Annotated in this window: 12 protein-coding genes and 1 pseudogene; 5 read left to right on the top strand and 8 right to left on the bottom strand. The window is 45.4% G+C overall.

Translation table 11 applies throughout. The annotated features are described in order from the left end of the window. Nucleotides 1–47 precede the first annotated feature (47 nt). The 6 genes and pseudogenes from PAE68_RS00235 to PAE68_RS00210 form a co-directional block, all read right to left on the bottom strand. Nucleotides 48–1,364 carry an MFS transporter gene (locus tag PAE68_RS00235; RefSeq protein WP_397377900.1) on the bottom strand — a complete coding sequence of 439 codons (1,317 nt, stop codon included), beginning with the start codon at nucleotides 1,362–1,364 and terminating at the stop codon, nucleotides 48–50. Nucleotides 1,365–1,628: 264 nt separating this feature from the next. Further along, nucleotides 1,629–2,048, bottom strand: coding sequence for a VOC family protein (locus PAE68_RS00230; RefSeq protein ID WP_281882915.1), 420 nt, complete (start codon nucleotides 2,046–2,048; stop codon nucleotides 1,629–1,631). Between the two features lie 72 nt (nucleotides 2,049–2,120). Further along, nucleotides 2,121–3,101, bottom strand: coding sequence for a sigma-70 family RNA polymerase sigma factor (locus PAE68_RS00225; RefSeq protein ID WP_281882913.1), 981 nt, complete (start codon nucleotides 3,099–3,101; stop codon nucleotides 2,121–2,123). Between the two features lie 190 nt (nucleotides 3,102–3,291). Next, a complete protein-coding gene (locus PAE68_RS00220; protein WP_281882910.1) occupies nucleotides 3,292–3,696 on the bottom strand; it encodes a hypothetical protein in 405 nt (134 codons plus the stop codon). Between the two features lie 124 nt (nucleotides 3,697–3,820). After that, nucleotides 3,821–5,611, bottom strand: coding sequence for an ABC-F family ATP-binding cassette domain-containing protein (locus tag PAE68_RS00215; protein WP_281882908.1), 1,791 nt, complete (start codon nucleotides 5,609–5,611; stop codon nucleotides 3,821–3,823). A gap of 173 nt (nucleotides 5,612–5,784) precedes the next feature. Next, nucleotides 5,785–6,618: pseudogene (locus PAE68_RS00210) on the bottom strand (aldo/keto reductase); the annotation flags it as partial. A 189-nt stretch (nucleotides 6,619–6,807) separates the two neighbouring features. Between PAE68_RS00210 and PAE68_RS22875 the strand changes: the two are divergent. Further along, a complete protein-coding gene (locus PAE68_RS22875; protein WP_479684787.1) occupies nucleotides 6,808–7,083 on the top strand; it encodes a MarR family winged helix-turn-helix transcriptional regulator in 276 nt (91 codons plus the stop codon). Between the two features lie 190 nt (nucleotides 7,084–7,273). On the opposite strand, the gene PAE68_RS00200 is transcribed toward PAE68_RS22875, so the two are convergent. After that, nucleotides 7,274–8,146: an AraC family transcriptional regulator gene (locus PAE68_RS00200; protein WP_281882906.1), complete on the bottom strand. Its 873-nt coding sequence runs from the start codon at nucleotides 8,144–8,146 to the stop codon at nucleotides 7,274–7,276. A gap of 221 nt (nucleotides 8,147–8,367) precedes the next feature. Continuing rightward, a complete protein-coding gene (locus PAE68_RS00195; RefSeq protein WP_281882904.1) occupies nucleotides 8,368–9,363 on the bottom strand; it encodes a virulence RhuM family protein in 996 nt (331 codons plus the stop codon). 763 nt (nucleotides 9,364–10,126) lie between these two features. Here PAE68_RS00195 and PAE68_RS00190 point away from each other — a divergent pair. From PAE68_RS00190 to PAE68_RS00175, 4 genes are all read left to right on the top strand, one after another. Then, nucleotides 10,127–12,799, top strand: coding sequence for an S-layer homology domain-containing protein (locus PAE68_RS00190; RefSeq protein WP_281882902.1), 2,673 nt, complete (start codon nucleotides 10,127–10,129; stop codon nucleotides 12,797–12,799). A gap of 118 nt (nucleotides 12,800–12,917) precedes the next feature. Beyond that, nucleotides 12,918–13,370, top strand: a complete 453-nt coding sequence (locus tag PAE68_RS00185; protein ID WP_281882900.1) for a hypothetical protein — start codon at nucleotides 12,918–12,920, stop codon at nucleotides 13,368–13,370. After that, nucleotides 13,354–14,409, top strand: a complete 1,056-nt coding sequence (locus PAE68_RS00180) for a transposase (protein WP_281882898.1) — start codon at nucleotides 13,354–13,356, stop codon at nucleotides 14,407–14,409. The genes PAE68_RS00185 and PAE68_RS00180 overlap by 17 nt, the downstream gene beginning before the upstream one ends. A gap of 3 nt (nucleotides 14,410–14,412) precedes the next feature. Continuing rightward, nucleotides 14,413–20,292, top strand: coding sequence for an RHS repeat-associated core domain-containing protein (locus PAE68_RS00175; protein ID WP_281882896.1), 5,880 nt, complete (start codon nucleotides 14,413–14,415; stop codon nucleotides 20,290–20,292). Nucleotides 20,293–20,730 lie beyond the last annotated feature (438 nt).

Below are 20,730 nucleotides of genomic sequence, written 5' to 3'. Positions count from 1 at the left end.
GGCTTATGTAGCTCATGAGGACGTGTCCGATGGGGATGACCTCCTTCTTACTTCTTCTGCGACCGCGACCAGACGACAACCGGAATGAGAAGCAGCGACAACAACGCTCCGGCCATGGAGAGCGCCGCGAAGCTCGATTGTGCGACAACAACACCCGATAGCGCGCCGCCGGAAGCGCCGCCGAGAGCGACGAGCACATCGACCTTGCCCTGAGTCTTCGCGCGAGTCTGAGGTGTCGTAGCATCGACCATGGCTGCTGTTCCACTGATGAAGCCCATATTCCAGCCCAAGCCTAGAAGCACAAGCGCCAGCACCATGAGTAGCATGGAATGTCCGGGGACGACAGCGGCGAAGATCCCTGCGAGCAGCAGCGTGAAGCCGGATACATAGGACATCGCGCTGCGTCCCAGCTTATCGACCAATAGACCCGTAAGTGGAGAGGGCAGGAACATCGCGGCGATGTGCAGACTGATGACGATGCCGACCTCGCTCAAGCTGTGACCGTGATGCTGCATGTGAACGGGAGTCATCGTCATGATCGCGACCATGACCACTTGGGTCAGCACCATGACGGTTGCTCCCACGATAATGCCCCGGACGTTGGCAGGTGCGGCTGGAGCAAGAGACGGCTTCCCTTCGTTGAGAAGGCCCTTCCTGCGCTCCTCCTCGTCGATCGCCTTCGACACCAGGAGAGGGTCCGGTCGCAGCCAGCCCAACAGCACAAGTCCAGCGGCCGTATAGGTAAGCGCGGCTAGCATGAAGGGCCCGGACAGAGCAGGCGCGCCTAACGAGTCCGCGAAGCGGCCTGTGAGCTGGACCAGATTCGGACCGGCGACAGCGCCGAAGGTGGTGAATACCATGACGAGGCTAACCGCTCTCCCGCGATGCGCAGGCAACGCCAAGTCCGTACTGGCATAGCGAGCTTGCATGTTCGTCGCCGTTCCTCCGCCGTATATGAGCAGAGAGACTAAGAGCAGGGGGACATGCTCCCAGATCGCAGCGAGCACAATGCCAACCGCCCCTACACCGCCTGCCAAGAAGCCGGCCGCTAAGCCGACGCGTCTACTGTATTGCTCAGAGAGGCGGCCGATGAGCAGGGCGGCGATCGCCGAGCCGAGCGTGAACAGAGCGATCGGCACTCCCGAGTAGCTCTCTGCGCCCAGCATCTCCTGTGCAAGCAGCGCGCCGACGGTAATGCCTGCTGCGAGGCCCGCTCCGCTTAATAGCTGCGACACGATGATGACTCGTAGCGTTCTTGCTTGCAGCTGACGTTGCTTCTCAGGTGAGTGTACATAGTCCATGATCCGACCTGCTTCACGTTGGACGTGACGAGCAGGCTCCACCGAATTTCCAGCTTCAGCCATCTGTATCCTCCTCATTGTATAACAACCGTTGCAATCCAAGTTTTGGTATATCATATCATGCGCGTGAAGTACCTTACAATATATGAGGGCTCAACATCGATCAAGCCGCCCGACGTAAGAAATCTGTCGGATTGACAACTGCGGCGAATCGCTATGTCGAGACGGAGCGTAAGAAGGGGAATGTGATGATTACGTTCTGAAGGCACGCGTTAAAAAAAGAGCTGCGCCAACAAGCCTGTTGGGCAGCTCTTAATCCGTGACCTACTATTCCAGCTCCGTATACACTTGAAAGGTTACGCCGAATTTATCCGTCACATCGCCAAAGCCAGGGCTGAACGGCTCTTCCTTGAACGGCATGTTGACTTGCCCCTCTTGCTGCAGCGCTTCAAAGATTCGTCTCGATTGCTCAACGTCGTTCGTCGTGATGCAGATCGTGACCCGCTTCCCGTTCTCAATCGGCGACCCGCCTGGGGCATCTGAGAACATGAGCTCCGCTTCACCGACCTTGAGCTTGGCGTGGGCCACGAGGCTCTTGAGCTCGTCTGTGAACGTGCTGGGCATGTCCGGCATTTGTCCGTAAGTCAGGATGGAGAGCACCTCTGCACCGATCGCTTGCTCGTAGAACTGAATGGCTTCTCTTGTGCGTCCCTCCAACGTAATATAAGGGGTCAGTTTCACAGTCATGGATAGTTCCTCCTCGAAATGGGGTTGAATGGTTGATGATTCATAAGTATAGACGTATGTACCGCCGCACAATCATCGGTCGGTCCCCACATCTTGATTCAATCCCAGCTCTGTCGGCAATCCGAACCGACTAAACAACTCCGAATCAATAAAATGATGCACATGGGCGAGCTTCCCCTGCTTCAACTCGAGGACATGTAGGCTCCACGGGGTGAGCACACCCCCATCTGCTGTCGGTACATACTGACCGAAGGCAGGACTATTCCCGTTAGCGCGGACCGGAATCATCCGGGAGCCGATACAATGGCTGCGTGTCGTATGGTAGAACGACGATACATTAGAGCGGCCATGAACCCACATGGTGAAGGGCGGCATGGACAAGCTGCCATTCTCATGGAATAGCGCCAGCAATGCATCGATGTCGTATCGCTCGAAGGCGTCCACATATCGGGCAAGCAGCTGAGGATCTGCTTCGGCATCTGCACCTTGCCATTCGTCAGAACGAGGCTTCGATTGAGCGATCGTCGCCCGTGCTCGCTGCAATGCGCTGTTGACGGCTGCGGTGGTCATCCCTAGCGTTGCTGCGATCTCTTGGGCCGACCATCGGAACACCTCGAGCAGAATCAGTACAGCACGTTGCCGGGGCGGTAACAGCTGCAGCAGCGCAATGAACGATAATCGTATCGTTTCTCTGCTCACTGCGACTTGAGCGGGATCGCTAGCGGAAGCAGGCGCTGGCCACACCCACGAAGCTGGCGGTAACGTCTCCGTAGGCTCGAATCGAGCAGCTGCCGGCTCGGAGAGGTCCATAGGCAGCGCCCTGCGCTGTGCATGCCGTAGCCGATCGATACACACATTCGTAGCAATCCGATACACCCAGGCTCTACGTGCAGCATGCTCCCGGACCTGATCCCAGCTCTGCCAAGCGCGGAGCATCGTATCCTGTACCGCATCCTCCGCCTCATAGATGGACCCTGTCATCCGGTAGCAATATCCGATGAGCTCGGAACGCATGTCCTCGAGCTGGTTGATTTCTTCTTGCTTGTGGCTCATGTGACGGCTCTCCTTTAGGATTGGATGGAGTTGTGAGTTTGTTAGTGGTGGAAGCATATGTTCTTATGGTAGCATACTTTGATCGAGGCTTGCGATATTGCCGGTGTATTCTTCAATAGAAAAAGGATAGAGCAGCCACATTGGCGGTTCTCCATCCTTGAAGTTCTAGAGGGTATTCATCATGAAGAGGCTAGCCTGTCTCCTCAGGTAACCTTAGCTCTAGCTTCTCCATGTCCACAATGAATCCATTCGTTTGTAGTATGTCTAAGCCGAGCAATCCATTGTGTGACTTAGGAAGCATCCCTACATCGATTTCGATAAAACGGGACGGTTCCCCAATTCCATACGCTTCATTGCGCCTCATCCTTACTAAGGGATCATTACGTAGGTGTACTACGCACTCTTCGTTAGAAGTATGGTACACAAGCTGCCGAGGCTCAACATTGAAGAATTCCCGATTGGCATCTTGGTCTGGAATAACCCGAACTGGCGCTACTTCCGTAATAATTTTTTTTCCTTCCTCCTCGCGGTAGTCGAGTATGGATAGTAAGATGAACTGATTGGGAAATAACTCCCTAACTTCTTGCCATTGCATCGCTAACCGCCCCCCAGGATTAGTAATAAGTGAATTAGTGTGGTTGTTATAATTGTATCATATTTTCCAGTAAAGCGAGTTTTGTTTTGGCCGGCTAAATCTCGTTCATACGAAATATTTATCTCTAGCTTTTCTGAAATTTGCTTTGCAGTGCCTGTGGCGCATGCTTGAGCGCAGACAGCTTCTTGATCAATCCTTCCAGCTCGTCGCCAAAGCCTTTTGCAAGCTCGAAATTCTTATCTTTCAAGGCCGATTCGATTTTCATTTCGACCGAATTTTTCTTTAGCTCAACTTCCAAGTAGTCTTTATCGAAATGCTTAGCGTAGATCATCTGTCTAAATTTACGCATACTCATTTTTCGAATCGTCTTATGATCAACGATCAGCACATAATCCATCCCGTTCACGACGGAATAGAAATCGTGCGAAACCATAATGATCGCACCTTTATAGTCTACGATGGCTTTTTCCAGCGCAATCTGTGAATAGATGTCTAAATGGCTCGTCGGTTCGTCAAGCAGTAGAAGGTTAGCCTGATTGGCCGCGACCTTCGCCAATTGGAGCATATTTTTTTCTCCGCCGGACAACGATTCTATCTTCTGCTCAAGTATTTCTCCCTCGAAGCCGTAGTTCGCCAGATACGCTCTGACCTCGTCATACGTCTTGAATCCAGCGTCGATGAATTCATGCAGGATCGTATTCGAATCTTGCAGCGTTTCGCCTTGAAGCTGAGATAAGTAAGCCACCTTCGCATCCGCATGAATGTCGATCGACTCCTGATTGTTTCGGAAGATGTCTCGCAGCAACGTCGTTTTTCCGGTGCCGTTCGGACCGATGATCGCGACTTTATCCGTCGATTTAATCTCGAAGTTTACGTTTTCCAGCAGCACCTCGTCGAAGGCCACGCTATAATGATCGACTTTTACGATAACCGCGTCTTCTATTTCATGCTCGATCCCGAAGCGGATATTCGGCTGCTTGATCTCGACGAACGGCGCTTTAATTCTGCGCGCTTCCAGTCTTTCTTGGAACTTCACTCTGGCTTTTAACGCTCGGCCTCGGGATGGTTCTGAGTTTTGGGTTGCGATCGCTCTGAGGTTGTCGATGATGTGATCGTATCGCTCGATCTCTTCTGCTTCAGCGATGGCGATTTCCTGCAGCTCGATTTTGGTCTGAAGCAGCGAGAAATGATATTCGATATAGCTTCCGTCAAACTCTTGAATTTCCGCATTTTCCAGGTGAATGATTTTGTTGAAGCAATGGTTTAACAGATAGCGGTTGTGCGTCACGACCAGCAGCATACCTTTGTGGGCGTTGATCAAATTTTTGAGGGCGTTCAGATTCTCGAAGTCCAGAAATACATCTGGTTCGTCCATGACCATCAAGTTAGGATTGCTCAGCATTTCCTTCATGACTTGAATGAGCTTGAATTCCCCGCCGCTTAAGGAGGTTATGCTCACATCTTTTAGCTTCGCGAGACTGGCCAGATTCAGCTTCTTATTGATGCGGCTTTCGAAATCGTCACCGCCCATCGATTCCATCGCGTCCAGAGTGAGTTGATACTCCTCCATCAGCGAATCCATATCCGATGTTGTCGCCATTGCGGCATAAATTGTATGAAGCTTCTCTTGAATCTTGGTGAATTCTTCACTGATATATTCATAAACGGTCATTTCTTTCGCTGGGTCCACCTGCGAGAACTGACTGACGTACCCAATTCGGCAGTTCGGATCGATCTTCAGCTTGCCGTCGAACAGATGCTTTTCCGGGTCCATCAGCATCTCGATCAGGGTGCTTTTCCCGCTGCCGCTAGTTCCGATAAAGGCGCAGTGCTGCCCTTCTTCCAGTGTGAACGAAATGTCGGTATACAATTCTTTTTGCGGGAACGAGAAGGATAAGTGTTCAACTGTGATCATCGTGTTACCTTTCTTGGGAGCTTATATTGGGTTTATTTAGAGGTACTGCAGAACATGAATACGGAGCTTGCCGACCTCAGATTAACACTGTTTACGCCCAAGTTCAATGGGTAGACCCGACCTCGTTTATGGGGATATTTGTATACCTTTAACAGATTGGCTTCATACCGATTTTAAACGACCGGGTGCGGTACATAAAGCTCTTCTAAGCTTGCGATTTCCTCCGGTGTCAATTTGACCGATAACGCCGACACGGCATCCTCTAGATGGCTGATTCTGGTCGAACCGATAATCGGGGCTGTAACCTCCTCTTTTTGCAACAACCATGCCAGCGCAATTTCTGCGCGTGTAACTCCTCGATTAGCGGCAACCTCCGCAACTCTTCCTGCTATTATTCGATCAACCTCTTCCGTTTTTGCAAACAGTGCCTTCGCTATTTCGTCCTTCTCCGAACGAGAGGTCTGCTCATCCCATTCTCGGGTTAGGCGTCCTGCAGCCAGTGGCAGGTATGGCGTCACACCAACTCCCTGATCTTTGCACAGGGGGAGCATTTCTCTTTCTTCTTCCCGATAGAGTAAGTTAAGTCTATTTTCCATAGAAACGAACCGTGTCCAACCATTAATCGCCGCAGCATGCTGAGCTTTTGCGAACTGCCATGCTGACATAGAAGATGCTCCGATGTATCTTGTCTTGCCCACTTTAACTAAATCGTGAAGTCCCTCCATTGTCTCTTCAATCGGCGTATGATGATCCCAACGATGAATCTGGTATAAATCAATGTAGTCCGTTCCGAGTCGACTTAGACTTTTATCAATTTCGGTCATGATCGCTTTACGAGAAAGCCCCATAGCATTTGGACCTTGGCGCATCGGAACGAATACCTTTGTGGCAATGACGACTTCGTCACGACGAGCAAAGTCCTTTAACGCTTGCCCGACAATTTCTTCGCTTGTGCCGTCGGAATACATGTTGGCGGTACTAAAAAAATTAATTCCCAATTCAAGTGCCTAAACGAACTGAACGAACAGGAAATGCAAATATGGAATATGTGGAAAGGTTCCTTCAAAAGAATATTTGGTCGTGTTGTCAAGGACATGTCCGAACACACGGGACTATCTGAGGGTGACTTTGGGATATTAGACCGGTTAGTCCAATTCGGCAACGGCAAGCTTCGCCAACAGGAATCAGCAGACTCGATGGACTGGGATAAGAGTCGATTATCACATCATCTAACGCGTATGGAAAAACGGGGACTTGTTGTGAGGAAACCACTAGACACAGATCGTGGAGTTGAGGTCATCATTACTTCTGCCGGAAAGACAGCTTTGGATGAAGCCCTTCCCATTGTTTCAAAGGCAATACGGAAGTATTTTCTAGATCAGTTAACCGATCAAGACATGGAGTCCATTACTAGACTGGCGGAAAGAACAAAAACAGGACCTTCATCGTCATGTGAAGATCCTTCAGCTTGATCGCCCCTGCCCCAACCATCGGGAGGGGCTCTTTGCCTTCTGCCAAACAAGGCCCAACCTAGAAACATCGCTGTCACTTATGGTTGGGTTCACCGAGCTGTCTGTAGCGGCAAGTTAAATGAATGCAAATAGAGAGAACCCCGAATGAGGTTCTCTCGAGATCTTTTTTTTCGCTTGATAGATGCAAGTCTTATTTCATGATTACAGGTATCCAAATTTCGCTACGGAATGTCTGGGAGGAAAAATCCGTGCTCTCATTCCAAACCATCTCGGGCCCTCTAGCCAACTCGTAACTCGCAGAGGGGAACCACTCTGAATAAATCCGTCCCCAAATATTTTGCAGCGTATTAGGGAAAGGACCGACTGCTTCGAATATAGCCCAAGTTGCTTTCGAAACCTCCAACTTCGTAAACTGCTCGGGGCACTCCTTACTTGTAGCAACGCCGATATAGTGATCGACGGTTCCTTTCTCCTCCATACGCCCATCCGAGAAATTCACAGAGGCTTGAACCATTCCCCGTGGTTCTAGATCCGAGAGTTCCTTCAGCTGCGCAATGTCCTCCGGCGTTAAGCTTCTCGCCATGGAATCAATTTCCGAATTCACACCATGAAACTGGATGGGGACCCTTCTCATGATGCCCACAATTCGGAAAGGCTCCTTCTCTACAATACGGTAATTCATAGCGTTTCCTCCCTGAATGGTTAATTGGAAGGTCATTGGTGGATAGGCTTTTAGCGATTTGGAATGAGATTTTACCAAAGAAGGCGGGAACCCGTGCAAGCTTTGAAAAGCTCTAGAGAACGCGTCTGCAGAGCCATAGCCGTACTTCACCGCCATATCCAGGATTCGCACATTACCAGCTTGAAGTTCAAATGCCGCAAGCGTTAAGCGTCTTCGGCGGATATATTCCGATAACGTGATGCCTGCAAGGAACGAGAACATTCTTGAAAAATGGTATTCGGAACAGCAAGCAAGCCTAGCTGCTTCCTTCAAATCCATGTCCTCATCAAGGTTTTCCTCAATATACTGTATAGCCCTATTCAGAGTTGCAAGCCCATCCATAGGAATGACCTCCCTTCAGGTACAGAATAGCAGCATTAAGAAGGATCCATCCTACATCTCATGCACACTTTTGCAGGGTTACATAAAACATCGCCGTCACTTGTGGTACGGTTCAGCATATCATCTCTAAGGTGAAATTTTAAGGGTACTCATTGTTGGGTGCCCTCTACTTTGGAGAAAGAAACCATGACCCTAGATTCGGAGCAAATGACGATTGATTTCTACTTATCCAATCGATTTCTTTTTATAAACTCATCAAAATCCCTACTTATATCAATGGCCAATCGTCTTTGATTGTACTTCTCGTATTCTTCTGCAGCCAATTTCTCTGCAACCTCTTGCGAGATGCTGCCTGCATTGGTCAAAATGTCGCGTTCATTGAACTTTAAGAACGAGTCGAGCTTACAAATCCAATCCTTCATGTACATTGGAGATTGGCGTTCTGCTTGATCCTCTGCATAATCCAAGTACATCGTTACGATTCTGTTCAATGACTGCACCTCTTTGTCGGTCAGGTAATTTTTGGCTACGGTTATGTCACTTTTTCTTACTTTATCGCCCTTCCAACTCGTTAGTCCCATATTATCATTCTCAGCGCTTGCTCGTTTGGCGATAAGTTCTGCCGCGGTATGACCATGAATGGCAAAATGAAGTTTATTTTGAACGGTAGCAAAGAACTCTTTGGACATGCTGGCGTTTGGATCGTAGTCAACAGATAAAGCATAAATATCCGTAATCTTACGGTAGAATCTCTTCTCCGACGCTCGGATGTCGCGGATACGCTGGAGCAATTCATCGAAGTAGTCTTGTCCGAAATTGCGCATGTCCTTCAAACGCTTATCGTCCATTGTGAAGCCTTTAACTAGGTATTCGTTGAGACGTTCTGTTGCCCACCGTCTGAACTGGGTGCCTCTGTGCGAGCGAACTCGATACCCGATAGCGATAATCATCTCAAGGTTGTAAAATGCAACCTCTCGCTCAACTTGCCGTTGACCTTCAGTTTGAACTATTCGGTTTTTCCGAATAGTTGCTGCCTCGTTCAGTTCGCCTTCTTCGTAGATTTTTTTGATATGTTCATTTATTGTATTAACGCCTTTCTGATACAACTCCGCAATCGCCTTCTGAGTCATCCATACAGTGCCGTTCTCCAGCTTAACGTCAATTTTGGTGTTTCCATCTTCTGTCTGATATATTAATACATCTGTATGATTGTCCACTTTATCAACTCCCTCGTATTCTCGTCCCATAAATCGATAGAATCATATGTTCCCATTTTATCATATCTAAAGGCAGCGTGCAGAAAAAAAAAGCACCTCCAAGGCTCTAACGAGCCTGAAGAATGCTTAGTATCATCGCTTAAACGAATTACTGGGTATCATTAAATAAAAAAGGATAGAGCAGCCGCATGGCAATACTCTATCCCTTGATCTTGATGTTCAAGAAGGAATTCAATAGTAAGAAGAGTCTTTCGATTCAGGTAACCGTAACTCTAGCTTGTCCATGTCACGATGAGGCCATTTTATTTTAGTACGTCCAAACCAAGCAGGCAGCATTGTAGCATTTGCATTCATTGTATCATAAATGAATTTCAACCATGACCTATGCAATTGAAGTAATTAACTGGTAGTACTGTTCGTGGCCTCTTCCACACTCGTTGTCAGGTCCGCATGTCACACCACAAAGGGCAATAGCGAATCTACATCGATTGTGACACACATGTACAGCAGTTTGCAAGACTTATCATGATCGGATGGTTCTTTGGGTTGCGCATCATCCGATAAACTACCAGAGCTTACCACGAAGTGCATAGGTCATGTCTGAATTAAAGGACTTCAATAAATTAGGATATTAATAAGATTTTTTAAAATTATTCAAAATGGTTGATATGAACTAGTTTTTTGGTATATTAAGGTGTGATGTGTAGTTTTTGTAGGTATGTTGTACCAGTTTCTAAAACTAATTTATGAGAGGAGAGGTAGCATGAAATACGTGAGGAAAAGAATTGGTGCTAGCATCATAAGTTCCTTACTATTATTTCAGTCCATAGTCCCGCAAAGTGCACATGCGGAAAATATGGATGCTAGAACAATGGATAGCACTGCATCAACTCAGCATTCATTTCAAGATTTACAAGGACATTGGTCCGAAAAGGAAGCTCAGGTTTTAATTGAGAAGAAGATTATTGAGGGTAAGCTGAAAGATGGTAAGTTGGCCATCGATCCTGATTCCAATGTAACGAGGGCAGAGTATTTTACAATGCTTCTGCGTAGCTTGGAATACCCGGGGAAAATAAGCTCAAATGGTACTGTTGCCGCAGTGCCTTTTTTGGATGTACAAGGGCATTGGAGTAGCTCCTTCATTCAGTTAGCTAAAGAAACAGGATTGACGGATGGTTACCCTGACAACACGTTTCGGCCTGATCAAAACATCACGCGTGCAGAAATCATAGCCGCTGCTGTTCGCGCCAAAAAACAGAATCAAAGTGCTACGTTAACTTTTACCGACGTACCCAAAGATCATTGGGCGTATTCTTACGTTTCCACTGCTGTAACCAATAAGATGATCAACGGATATGCCGACCAAACTTTTCAGCCTGAAGCGAGCGCAACTCGTGCAGAAGCGATGGTTGTCGTGAGCCGTTTTCTGCAAGTTCAAGCAAAAAGCGATAATAAGCCCGCCGGTCTATCTGTGTCATTTGAACTTAAACCAGATAAGACCGTTGTTGCCCCCGGAGGGGAAGTAAGTATTACAACCTTATCATCGATCCAGGAATATACAGTAGCGTGGTCAGCAGATAAAGGCACACTCTCACCTAGTGATAACACGAGAGAAACGAAGTGGATGGCTCCTTACGAGTCTGGTGATGCGACAATTACGGCTATATTTAAAGGCAAGGATCAGCAAGGCAACGAAGTGACGGATACAAAAACAAGTACGGTAAAAGTTTATGAAGCAGTATCGAGTGGGGGTGCCAGAGATGACAGTCGTCACACACCTCTGCCTGTAAATAACGTACCGCTTCCACCATCGATTGCAGTTAGTAATGAAGCGGAAGGCATTATACTTTCTTGGAATGTTATTCAGGGGGCCTTGTCTTATAAAGTAAAGAGAGGCACTATAAACGGTCAATATAGTGAAATTGCAACTGGACTGACAAAGACAAATTACATGGATGCGTCAATCTCCAGAGATACAACGTACTATTATGTTGTAACGGCCGTTAACGATGCTGGAGAGAGCCAGAATTCAAATCAGGTCATCGTTAAAAATGCTCCAAAAAGTCCTACGCTCTATGGTTCTTGGAATGGCGGGAGCGCTAAGCTGAATTGGACGATTGCCAACGGTGCCGATCGCTACACGATCTATCGAAGCACAGTTAGTGGAGGCCCTTATTTTAAATTAGCCGAGGACTTACTTGTCAACACTTTTGAAGATACCAATCTGAGAGCAGATATTAACTACTATTACGTTATTAAAGGTATCAACGATGTAGGGGAAAGCCCATATTCCAACGAAGTTTCAATTAGTAGCACCCTAACAGCAACCGCTACATTTAACCCAGATTTGGACGATGATTCAGATGGCTTATCCAATAATAACGAGTTGTCGCGTTCTACAGATCCAAAGACTCCTGATACGGATAAAGATGGCCTATTGGACGGGTACGAAGTTACGTTAGGTACGAACCCATTAGATCCCGATTCAGACGGTGACGGTATCTATGATGGCGCTGAGATGATCATCGGTACAAATCCGCTTCAAGTGAATGCCAATACAACAAGCAGTAAACAAGCGCAAACAACTGAAGGAAATATATTAGTTCTTGCGAAGGGTGACGGCAATCTCGTTCTTGCACCACTTCAGGTCAAAGAGGTGGAGCATCCCCTGATTCAGTCGATTAACGGTGTTGTGGGGAAACCGATCGATATCACAGCAGGCGGTTTTGACATTACGGAAGCGTCGATCTCGTTTAAATATGATGACGCAAGTCTTGGCAATGTTGCCGAAGACGATTTGACTGTTTACTATGTCAATCCGACGACGAAAAAGTTAGAAGCTTTAAGCAATGTCACTATCGATAAAAATGCAAATACGGTAACAGGTACAACCAACCATTTTAGCATGTATCTGCTTGGAAAAAAAGGAATCGAGGTTGACTTGGCAAACGTTGATATCGTATTTGCTATCGATCAGTCAGGGAGTATGAGTACCAATGATCCAAATTACTACAGGATCAAAGCTACGAGGAAATTTATCGAGCAGATGGACGAGGTACACAATCGGATTGGTATTGTGGAACTTGAAACCGGAGCAAGAGTAAAACAATCCTTGACTAACAATAAGGCGGATTTATTGAACGTTATCGATTCGATGAACTATACGTTAGGCTCAACGAATATTACGGATGCGATACGCAAGTCCGGGTCGCTTTTTGATAATGATCAACAAAAGAAAGTCATCGTATTACTGACTGACGGTCAGGCAACGAGTGAAGCTGGGCTTGAGAGATCAGAAAGTCAGCTTCTGGCAGATAAAAGTGTGCTCATCAATACGGTTGCGCTTGGTAAAGATGCGGACCAGAGGCTTTTGCGAGAAATTGCATCTTTAACAAAAGGTGGTTATTTCTATATAGATCATGACCTATGCAGTTGAAGTAATTTACTGGTAGCATCTCAATCCAAAAAAACACTTGACTTTTGAAAAACGGCCAAATAATTGCGAAGAATACCTTTTTACGAGGTATATCTTCTAGATAACAGGTGGTTTTCCAATGTCAGCGTTACAAAAACCGAGATTCAAACAATTAAACCATGGAGAGTGCGCAGGCGCACCCATACTAAAAAGCTTGTGGGAGCGGTTTGACCTTTCCCTGCTGCTCACACAATCCGGTATGATGAAACGAAGTGGTACTCCGTCCTGGCTCATCTGCTTTCTCTATGTGATCGGCCTTGTCAGTAACTGCTCGTCTGTCGTTCAGATGGCGAGACTGGCCGAGCAGGATGCGCTTCTTAAAGTGATGTTTCAGCCATGGAAGCTCGCTCAGTACACGATGAGTCGGTTTCTCTCCAACTCCTTCGCATGGACTACCTTTGGCAAAAAGCGAGTAGCGCGGCTTCAGCAGGATAAAGTCACTCGTCTGCAGGATGGGGATGTGATCAATCTGGATGATACGCATCTAGCTCATCCTTATGCCAAGCAGCTTCCTTTTGAGCTGGTTGTATGATTCGTCTAAGAAGACTTATGTGTGGGCGATGAATGTGGTCGTTGTTCAGGCCGTACTTCAAGGCGGACTTGAATATCCGTTGTTTTACCGCGTATGGCACAAGTCTGAGCAGAAGAACGAAGGCTTGTCGAAGATCGATTTGGCTAAGCAAATGCTCTTGATGCTGCGCGAATCGGCGACCTGCCGTCTTTGGGTTGCGATGGACCGCTGGTACTTGTGTAAAGGCTTCTTTGCCTTTCTCGAAAAGCATCAATTTGACTGGGTAACGAAGGCTAAACGCAACACGGCATTATTTCGTAAGGTCATCGAGCCTTGCACGGGCAGGGAGCGGTACGTTCCTGTGACCCCGATCATGCTCATTCGGGAAGTGTACGGCCAGTTGGTTGCCGAGGGTACGTCAGGACTGGTTTCACTTGCGATTCCTGACATCTACATGAAACAGCCTCATCCTGTAACGAACCGCAGAGGCAAGCAAGTCAACAAGCAGCGCTATGTACAAATTGCCGCTGTAGCCGCCATGCGCTTAAAGGAAGATGATTCCGAGTTGCTCGAGACGGAGGAGGAAGCCCCCGCGACTTACAAGGGTGCCTACCTGCTCATCAGCAACCGCTTCGATGCGCCTGAAGAAGCCTTGCGTACTTACGTGAAGCGTTGGCGGATCGAGGTGTTTTTCCGTACGGCCAAGCAGGAGCTAGCCTTGGAGAAGTGTCATTCCGAAACTGAAGCCCATCACCATGCACACTTCGAATTATTGTTTACGGCCGAAACGTTGCTGTCCGTTGCTCTATACGAATTAAACAAAGAAAAAACGAGTGATGAAGGCTACACCCACGGCGAAATGGTTCGTGGCCTCTTCCACACTCGTTGTCAGGTCCGCATGTCACACCACAAAGGGCAACAGCGAATCTACATCGATTGTGACACACATGTACAGCAGTTTGCAAGACTTATTGATTTATTTTGGCCGGAGCATTATCGGATGGTTCTTTGGGTTGCGCATCATCCGATAAACTACCAGACCTTACCACGAAGTGCATAGGTCATGATAGATAACACCGGCGGGTTGAGCCAAGAGGACGTAGATAAACAGATCGAGCTTCTTTACGATAAACTCGTACGACAATTGACATTCCAAAATTACGTTGAAGATACAAGCAAAAAGCCTGCACCGGCAATCAGCATCGAGTTTTCCGATCTATATAAGGGTCTAGATTTTGAAGAGATACAGCGGTGGATGACTTATGCCAGCTCCAATTTGTTAACAGGTAACTATGTTGAACAGTATGAAGATTTCAAGGTGGAAGAGGTTAAAAATCCAATTCGTTTTGAACGGACATATAACTCACTTGCTTCCAATACCAAAGGAATTATGGGGAATGGCTGGCAAACCAATCTTGAGGCAGGAATAAAAATAACATCAAATAAAGGTAACGTCAGCGCTTCTTCATTAAATGTTCGGACCAAACCGTATGGGACGGTCATCGGTCATTTATCCTATGGCAGCAATGTTGAAATCCTGCAGAAAGATGACCAAACAGATCAGGACGGAGGAAAATGGCATAAGATTAAATATGATGACCGATTGAAAGGCAAAGAAGTTGAGGCGTATGTTGCTTCATGGCATATCAGTGAGAATGAGGCCGTCATGGTTTCGTATCCTTCTGGTACAAAAGCTTTGTACGAGAAGACCTCCGAAGGCCGATATAAGTCTCCTGTCGGTATTTTTGATACACTGACCCTAACTGCCGATGGCTATGATTTAGTATTGAAAGACCTGACGAAATACCACTTCAATTCGCATGGAAAGCTTCTAACATTGTCGGATCGTTATGGCAACACCATTACATACAGTTATAGTGGTGAAAAAGTATCCAAGCTTTCCGATCCAACCGGGCGCGAACTAATTTTTGAATACAATTCCGCCGGATTAGTAAGTAAGATAACAGGTCCCGATTCTCGCACATATACATATGAGTACGATAATCAAAATAACTTAATTAAAGTAACAGACGCTATGGGTCACAAAAGACAATACACGTATGATGCGTTAAATCGCATTCATAAAGTGACCGATGCTAACGGTCATCAAGTTGTACGAAATGAGTACGACATTTTGGGTCGCATTGTTCGTCAATATGACGCCAATGATATTATTTCTTACTTTATTTACAGTGATGGAACAAAAGAACGTTTTATTGTTAATGGTAAAGGTGTAGAGTTCAAATTTCAATTTAACCAGGACATGAAACAGATTCAAGAAGTAGATGCATTTGGAGGCATTAATCAAACCCATTATTACGTTTACTTCGAAGATCCAAATGACGCTTATACGAATGATTGGGTGAATGTGACCGATTTAAGCGAAGAAGGCAGCACAGCTTCGGAATATAAGCGGTACATGGAGATAATCAAGAAAGATGATCGCCCTAGAAGAGAATATATCTATGATAGAAACCAGAACTTGACTACGATTGAGTATGATTCGCGTAACAACCTGGTCGAGACGACGGATGCTCTTAACAACAAAGAAACAACCGTTTATGACTCCAAGGACAACGTCATTACGATTACGGATAAGAAGGGTGGAGTTCAAAGGTATGAATATGACGTCGAGGGTGTGGCTCTGATTAAGGAAACGGACCCGCTAGGGTACTCCACCACCTATTCGTACTATACTAATGAACCAGGTATTGTTCTAAAGGGACTTGTTAAGACCGTTACGGATAAGAGAGGGAATCGCACAACGTATAGATATGAGGATATTGCAAATCATTTAACATCCATAACCAATGTCGATGGTGCTGTAATCACTAGAGCCTATGACAGTTATGGCCGCATTCTTGAAGAGAAGGATGCAAACGGCAATGTAAGCAAATATGCTTATAATGCTATGGGTCTGATTATTATGAAGGAAGATCCATACGGGAATAAGGTGCATCTGGAGTATGATAAAGTAGGTAATAAAGTGGCCGAAACGGATAAACTAGGCAACCGCACTGAGTATAAGTATGATGCCAAAAATCAACTTATAGAGAAGAAGGATTCACTCGGAGGTATTCAATATTTAAAGTATGATGTCATTGGAAACAAGATTGAAGAAATCAACAGCCGCAATGCCAAGACAGAGTACGGTTACGACGAGCTTAACCGGAATATTAAAATAACCGATGCACTTGGATTTGTTACATTGATGGAGTTTGATTCTAACGGCAATCGTACACAAATCAAGGATGCGTTGGGCAACGTAACTAAATTCGAATATGACAAATTGAACCGTGTGATCAAAACAATCTTTCCAGATAAATCTACTGAAAAAACGGAATATGATGCGAAGGGTAATGTTTTGAAAAAGATCGATCGACGCGGTTACGACTTTGTCATGACCTACGATAAGTTGGACCGCGTCCTCACGGAAAAAGATCCTTATCAAAGAACGATTGTGCATGAATATGATCCAAACGGCAATGAGATTAAATTGACGGACAAGCTGCACAGATCGGTTGTAAGAGAATATGATGCAATGAACCGTCTAATCATGGAGACGAATCCTCATGGGGATCATATCCTTAGAAAATATGATCTTAATGGAAATCTAGTGGAAGAGACGGATGTGCTAGGCAGAAAAGTAACATTTGAATACGACAAGCTCAATCGTAAAATTAAAGAGGTTGCATCGCTGAACAAGACAACCCTTTTTGCTTATGATGACAATGGAAACATGACAACACTGACGAATGCCAAAGGCCAAACTCAAACGTACGTATATGATGCTGTAGGTCGTACAGTAAAAACGATAAATGCTCTCGGTGACGCAACCAAGTACGAGTACGATGCTGCAGGTAATCTTGTAGCAGTAAGTGATGCGATGGGACGTGTAACGAAGGCGGAATATGATTTACTGAATCGTAAAACGAAAGAGAGCGATGCCTTCGGTAACGCCAGTTCATTCGAGTACGATGGAGTTGGAAACAAAATTTCAGAGATGGATAAGAAGGGCAACCAGACCTTGTATAGCTATGATGCATTCAAACATGTGATCAAGGTAACCGACCCCAATGGAAACTTTGAAACGATGGAGTACGACGCTAACGGCAACAATACGAAAAGAATTGATAAGCGCGGCAATGTAACTCTGTTTGCCTATGATCGTTTAAATCGGTTGGTTGAAACTACAGATCCATATCTGAATAAAACGACCTACACGTACGATCATGTTGGGAATAAGCTCTCTATTAGAGATGGTAAAGGATACACAACCAGCTTCGTTTATGATGATTTGAACCGTTTAATTGAAGAAAAAGATCCAATCGGAAACGTAAAGAAAACCGAATACGATGCAGCGGGCAATAAGACGGCCGCAATCGACCGGGAAGGTAATAAGACCGTTTTTACTTATGACGATCTTGATCGAATGGTTTCGGTAACGGATCCAGATGGAATGATAACTAGGTATACCTATAACCTAATGGGGAAATTGACCGAACAGACAGATGGCCGTGGATTAAAAACGTTATTTGAGTATGACGTGTTAGACCGGGTTATTAAGCGGGTTGACCCGATGCTGGGTGCAGAGGAATTCTCGTATGATAAGGTTGATAACCTCATCTCAAAAATGGACCGTAACGGTGTAACAACGACCTACACATATGATCCATTGAACAGACTCTTAAAGGAAGCCGCGGCTGGTGTGGAGCACAGCTACATTTACGATGAAATAGGTAATCGGTTGTCTATGATGGATGGTACAGGAAAAACGACGTATCATTATGACAATTTGAATCGTGTAATCAAGAAAACTTTGCCGGATGGGAAGGCGCTACAGTATCAATACGATGCTGCAGGCAATTTGACCAAACTTACAGACCCTGGCAGCTATGAGACGATATATACATTCGACAAAATGAATCGGATGGAGACGGTAACTACGGCTGAAGGAACGACCCGTTATTCTTATGATAAAAATGGGAACCGGGAGAGCCTGACATTACCAAATGGTACGAAATCACAGTACGAGTTTGATCATCGCAATTTGCTTAAAAAACTCACCAACACCATAACGATTGCCGATAGTGTTTATTCCCCGGCTGTAGTGTCGGGAACGCATTATTCTGTGCGAAGTGTTGGAGCGTCCGTTTATGAGGCTGTGTATTTATACGAATACGGCTACAATAAGAATGGATTTGAAACGTACAAAATTGAAGCCAAGGGCCGAACGGATGTGGAATACGATAAACTGGGCCGCGTGAAGAAAATGAAGGAGCCCGACGGTAAGATCACAACATACAGTTATGATTCCTCTGGCAATCGTTCCGGTCAGACCGTGACAGGAACCGGGATGTCTTCGACCATTACGTATACGTATGATAACCGAAACCGATTAACCCACACGGTCGAGGTTCGTAATGGGGAAACCACTACGACAACATTCATTTATGACCAGAACGGAAACCAGACGAATGTTGTGGAGAATGGTCCTGTTGGAACGAAACAGTCAGAGTATGATTTTGACGTATTTAACCGTTTGGTTACGTCTCAGACGGACGGGGTTTCTTCAACCTATACGTACAATGGTGATGGCCTGCGTGTTACACTCGCTTCCGGCGGCAAGAGCACCACATACTACTATAGCGGCAAAGAAGTAGTGTATGAGTTGGATTCATTAGGTACCGAAAGCCATTCCATCAGGGGCATTAATTTAGTTGCTCGCAAGAATGCGATGGACGTAAGTTATTATGTATTCAACGGTCATGGAGACGTCGTTCAGCTTGTGAATCCAAAAGGTGTCATCGTGAACTCGTATGACTATGATGTCTTCGGAAATACGATCATCTCGAACGAAACAGTTGATAATCCGTATCGTTATTCCGGTTATACCTATGACAAGGCTACAGGTTATTACTACCTGAAGGCTAGATACTATGATCCGAAGACAGCGAGATTTATTTCAGAGGATACGTATCGAGGAACGCAGACGGATCCGTTGAGTTTAAATTTATACACATATGTTAATAATAGCCCATTGCAATATCATGATCCAGATGGCAATTGGGGTATTGTTGCCACGATAGGGATAGGTGTTGCTGTAGGATTTGTAGCAGGATCTGTGGTTAACTTTGGAATTCAAGCATTTGAAAAAGGTATGACCAATGTGAATGCCGGTGAAGTATTGAAAGCTGGAGTGAAAGGGGCTATTGGTGGAGCTTTCATGGGTGGAGCAGGACTAATTGGCGGAAATCTGCTGGTTCAAGGAACAGCTTCGGTTACTGCTGGTGCAGTAGGTAACCTGACAGGTGATGCGGTTTTTGGAGAAATCAATAGTCTAGAGAAAGCTGTTGTTTCTTTAGCTGTTGGAGGGGTAGGTAGTGTAGCTGGATTGGTTACTGGAAGATTGGCTGAGGCAGGAACTAAGAAGGCATTAGACCAGTATCGAAACCATGTAATCAATAAGCTAGATAATATGAACCGTGCGGATGCTAAGAGATATGCATTGAAAATGTACGGTAAACAGACTGGGCAAGAAACAGACGATGCTCTTATAAACAAATATTTTAAAGAGTATCGTGACGAGCTTCGAGTCAATCCGGATTCCGCGAGTAAACTATTAGCGAGAACAATAGCATACTCAGGACAAGTAAAAACAATTAGTACTGAGACATTTAACGAAGCGGTCAACAAAAGATTAATTGAACCTAATGTTAATCAAGTATACGATGATAATAAAGAGTCGTGGAAAAAACAATGGAATGACTTTATGAAATCGAATCAGCCTTCTCAAGTAAAACAACATCATAATTATTCAAATTATGTAGAGGGAACGGTAATTAAAGATATGCTTACACAGAAGGGTATGGACAGACTGTTAGAAGCTTCAATACAAAATATCAATCAAAATCCAATCAGTCTAGATCCATTACCAAACTAGTTTGATATCTTGAAAATAGAGAATTGCATTAATTGCAATTCTCTATTTCATAAGGGAGAGGTTAAGATGAGGATACCGATCACTAGAAGAACTTTATGGCGAAAAGTAACACCTTTATTGAAGCTATATTTCTTTCATCTTATTTTTTTTCCACTATGTGCATTATTATCGTCGTTTATTAGTACTACTGCATTTTATATATTCAGGCTTTTTTTTAATTCATGGTAACAGGTGTATTAGATTAATAATGGATTTTATAACTTTGGATGTTTTCATCGAGGAGGGAGTGTTTTTTGCAGTAATGAATTATAAAGGCTCGTCAAAAGAAGAGGATGAGCATTCTATTCATATAAAAATTAATAATAAACTCATACATTTTATTTCAATAGAACGTATTGACTATCCTCTTGATGAAAAGATCACGTTCATTCACACAAG

The organism is Paenibacillus sp. YYML68 (assembly GCF_027923405.1).
In the GTDB taxonomy this organism is placed as follows: domain Bacteria; phylum Bacillota; class Bacilli; order Paenibacillales; family NBRC-103111; genus Paenibacillus_G.
Note: the sequence above shows the minus strand (reverse complement) of the source record. Positions and strands in the feature narration are given on the sequence as shown.

Excerpts from the sequence above, each read along its gene's own strand:
- PAE68_RS00220 (WP_281882910.1), bottom strand. The coding sequence starts at position 3,696 with ATGCAATGGCAAGAAGTTAGGGAGTTATTTCCCAATCAGTTCATCTTA.
- PAE68_RS22875 (WP_479684787.1), top strand. The coding sequence starts at position 6,808 with ATGGACTGGGATAAGAGTCGATTATCACATCATCTAACGCGTATGGAA.
- PAE68_RS00175 (WP_281882896.1), top strand. The coding sequence starts at position 14,413 with ATGATAGATAACACCGGCGGGTTGAGCCAAGAGGACGTAGATAAACAG.
- PAE68_RS00235 (WP_397377900.1), bottom strand. The coding sequence starts at position 1,364 with ATGGCTGAAGCTGGAAATTCGGTGGAGCCTGCTCGTCACGTCCAACGT.
- PAE68_RS00190 (WP_281882902.1), top strand. The coding sequence starts at position 10,127 with ATGAAATACGTGAGGAAAAGAATTGGTGCTAGCATCATAAGTTCCTTA.
- PAE68_RS00230 (WP_281882915.1), bottom strand. The coding sequence starts at position 2,048 with ATGACTGTGAAACTGACCCCTTATATTACGTTGGAGGGACGCACAAGA.
- PAE68_RS00225 (WP_281882913.1), bottom strand. The coding sequence starts at position 3,101 with ATGAGCCACAAGCAAGAAGAAATCAACCAGCTCGAGGACATGCGTTCC.
- PAE68_RS00185 (WP_281882900.1), top strand. The coding sequence starts at position 12,918 with ATGTCAGCGTTACAAAAACCGAGATTCAAACAATTAAACCATGGAGAG.
- PAE68_RS00215 (WP_281882908.1), bottom strand. The coding sequence starts at position 5,611 with ATGATCACAGTTGAACACTTATCCTTCTCGTTCCCGCAAAAAGAATTG.
- PAE68_RS00200 (WP_281882906.1), bottom strand. The coding sequence starts at position 8,146 with ATGGATGGGCTTGCAACTCTGAATAGGGCTATACAGTATATTGAGGAA.